This window comes from Flavobacterium branchiophilum NBRC 15030 = ATCC 35035 (assembly GCF_002217205.1).
Classification (GTDB): domain Bacteria; phylum Bacteroidota; class Bacteroidia; order Flavobacteriales; family Flavobacteriaceae; genus Flavobacterium; species Flavobacterium branchiophilum.
The window spans coordinates 1-2,825 of record NZ_MUGT01000146.1; the positions used below are offsets into that span (position 1 = coordinate 1).

General features: G+C 34.5%; 3 protein-coding genes. All 3 read right to left on the reverse strand.

Translation table 11 applies throughout. The annotated features are described in order from the left end of the window. Positions 1–19 precede the first annotated feature (19 nt). The 3 genes from B0A58_RS13915 to B0A58_RS17085 all read right to left on the reverse strand — a co-directional run bounded on the left by B0A58_RS13915 (position 20) and on the right by B0A58_RS17085 (position 2,618). Complete coding sequence (locus B0A58_RS13915; protein ID WP_185740255.1) at positions 20–637, reverse strand: anthranilate synthase component II; 618 nt, start codon at positions 635–637, stop codon at positions 20–22. Positions 638–698: 61 nt separating this feature from the next. Then, positions 699–2,099 (reverse strand): anthranilate synthase component I family protein, encoded by a 1,401-nt coding sequence (locus B0A58_RS13920; RefSeq protein ID WP_089081565.1) that lies wholly within the window; start codon positions 2,097–2,099, stop codon positions 699–701. Positions 2,100–2,327: 228 nt separating this feature from the next. After that, positions 2,328–2,618 carry a helix-turn-helix domain-containing protein gene (locus B0A58_RS17085; RefSeq protein ID WP_089081566.1) on the reverse strand — a complete coding sequence of 97 codons (291 nt, stop codon included), beginning with the start codon at positions 2,616–2,618 and terminating at the stop codon, positions 2,328–2,330. Between the last annotated feature and the right edge of the window lie 207 nt (positions 2,619–2,825).

A 2,825-nucleotide genomic window follows, 5' to 3' on the forward strand; every position in this document is an offset into this window, starting at 1 on the left:
CTAATTTCTAACTTCTAACCTAACTCCTCACCCAATTTTCTAACATTTTCTTTCCGTTTGGTGTCAAAACACTTTCGGGGTGAAATTGAACACCTCTAACATCAAAGGTCTTGTGGCGAAGTGACATGACTTGTCCGTTTTCGTCAAAAGAGGTGGCTTCTAAACAATCTGGTAAATTAGCGTCCACCACCCAAGAATGGTAACGACCTACTTCAAATTCATTTTCCAATCCTTCAAAAAGCAATTCGTCATTGACTGATTTGGTAACGTTGGTAGCCACTCCATGATACACTTTATCCAAATTGGAAAGCGTGCCACCATAAACCTCGCCAATGGCTTGTTGTCCGAGGCATACACCAAAAATACTTTTGCTTGCCCCATATTTTTCAATCACTTGTTTCAATAAACCCGCTTCCTCTGGAATGCCAGGCCCTGGCGATAGTAAAATTTTGTCAAAATGAGCAATGTCGTCCAACTCAAATTCATCGTTTCGATACACGGTTACTTCGCAGTCTAAATCTTCTAAATAGTGGACTAAATTGTAAGTAAAGCTATCGTAATTGTCTATGACTAGGATTCGCCCCCTAGCCCCCGAAGGGGGAACAGTTGGCATCGCATTAGTAGTAGTATTGTTCATTGTTGTTGTTTTTTTATTTATTTCAATTCACTTCAAATTCCCCCTTCGGGGGTTAGGGGGCTTATATCCTTTCCGCCAAATCCAAAGCTGTATTCAAGGCCCTTAATTTGTTATACACTTCTTGCATTTCACTTTCTTCATCCGAATCGGCTACGATTCCAGCACCCGCTTGACAATGCAATTGGTGGTTTTTGCTTAAAAAAGTTCGAATCATAATCGCATGATTGAAATTCCCTTTGAAATCCATAAATCCAATGGCACCTCCATAAAAATTACGATTGGTTTTTTCATAATCTTCAATCAATTGCATGGCACGGTGTTTTGGCGCACCACTCAAAGTGCCCGCCGGAAAAGTATCGGCAACCACCTGCATCGTGGAGGCTTTGTCGTGTAAATGACCTGTAACTTTGGATACCAAATGAATCACATGTGAAAAAAATTGTACTTCTCGGTATTTTTCAACTTGTACACCGTGTCCGTTTCGGCTTAAATCATTTCGAGCCAAATCGACCAACATTACATGTTCGCTATTTTCTTTTTTGTCTTCGGATAATTGCTTGGCCAAAACCGCATCTTTTTCATCATCGCCAGTTCTCTTGAAGGTTCCTGCAATCGGATGAATTTCTGCTTTACGGTTTTTGACAATAATTTGGGCTTCGGGTGAAGAACCAAATATTTTGAAATCGCCATAATCAAAAAAGAAGAGGTAAGGGGAAGGGTTGATGCTTCGCAAGGCTCTGTAAACATTGAATTCGTCGCCTTTGAATCCTTGTGTAAAACGTCTGGATAAAACCAATTGGAACACATCGCCGCGATAACAATGTTTCTTAGCCAATGCCACATGGTGTTTGAATTCGTCGTCGGTTAAATTTGAAAATCCTTCGCCGTCTTTTGCAAACGAATAAGATGCTATATTTCGAGATTGTAATAATTGTTCAATTTCGCCAATATTATTTTTTCCATCCAAACTATGACAGAAAATATAGGCCTCGTTTTTGAAATGGTTGATGGCAATTATATTTTGATATACAGCATAATACACATCGGGAATGGTGTTGCTATTTTCTTTTTTGGCAATGCTTACTTTTTCAAAATATCGTACTGCATCATAAGAAATATAACCAAATAAGCCGTTATTAATGAATTTAAAATCATTCTTTTCGGATTCAAATTGTTCCGAAAACGCTTGAATTACTGCAGGAATATTGGTTTTGGCATCTATTGCCATTTTTTCAATGCTTCCGTCAGGATAGTTTTTGATAATCGTTTCGTTTTCTATTTTGAAAGAAGCAATGGGGTTGCAACAGATGTATGAAAAACTGTTGTCGTTTCCGTGGTAATCGCTACTTTCTAAGAGTAAACTATTGGGGAATTTATCACGAATTTTCAAGTAAACACTCACGGGCGTGATGGTGTCGGCTAGAATTTGTTTGTATTTTGTATTTAAAATAAAAGATTTCAATGTTGTAGTTGTTTAATGTTAAAAAAAATAAAGGCTTGTCGTGATAGACAAACCTTTATAGATATTTAGTATTTAAAATATACTTATAGGATATTGCTTCACGACGTTTGACGTAAGTTGCTCCACCACCAAATATTGTTTAAATTGTACATTTTCTGAATTTTGTTTGATGCAAATTTATAATGTTTTTTTATAGCATCAAAATAAATTTTTGTTTTGATGCTCTTTTTAGTTATTTTGAAATTTTTGAGGATTTTTTCCAACAATTCGTTTAAAAATCCTACTAAAATATGATAAACTCTCAAATCCGCAATGATAACATACTTCAGATATCGTTTTGCCCAATAGCAACTGGCTTTTGGCAAGTTCAATCCGATATTGATTTAAAAAAGCCGTAAAAGTTAATTGAGTATGTTTTTTAAAATACCTATAAAAATCTTCTTCTTTTAAAGCTACTTCTTGAGCAATTGAAGTAATTGAAATAGGATTTTGATAATAATTTTCGATATATCGATTTATTTTTTATTGATTTCTTGCAAAAACAGTTTTTTTAGATGATATTGGATAAAATAATTTTAAAATGAAGTAAAAATGAAAATGATTTTGCTATATCAAAACCCTTTTTAAATTAATATGTATTCTTCGATTTTGGTTATATTGTTGCTTCCAAGATTTACAATTAAAAAAAAACCTTAAATATTTTTCAAAAATAATAAAAAAATAAAA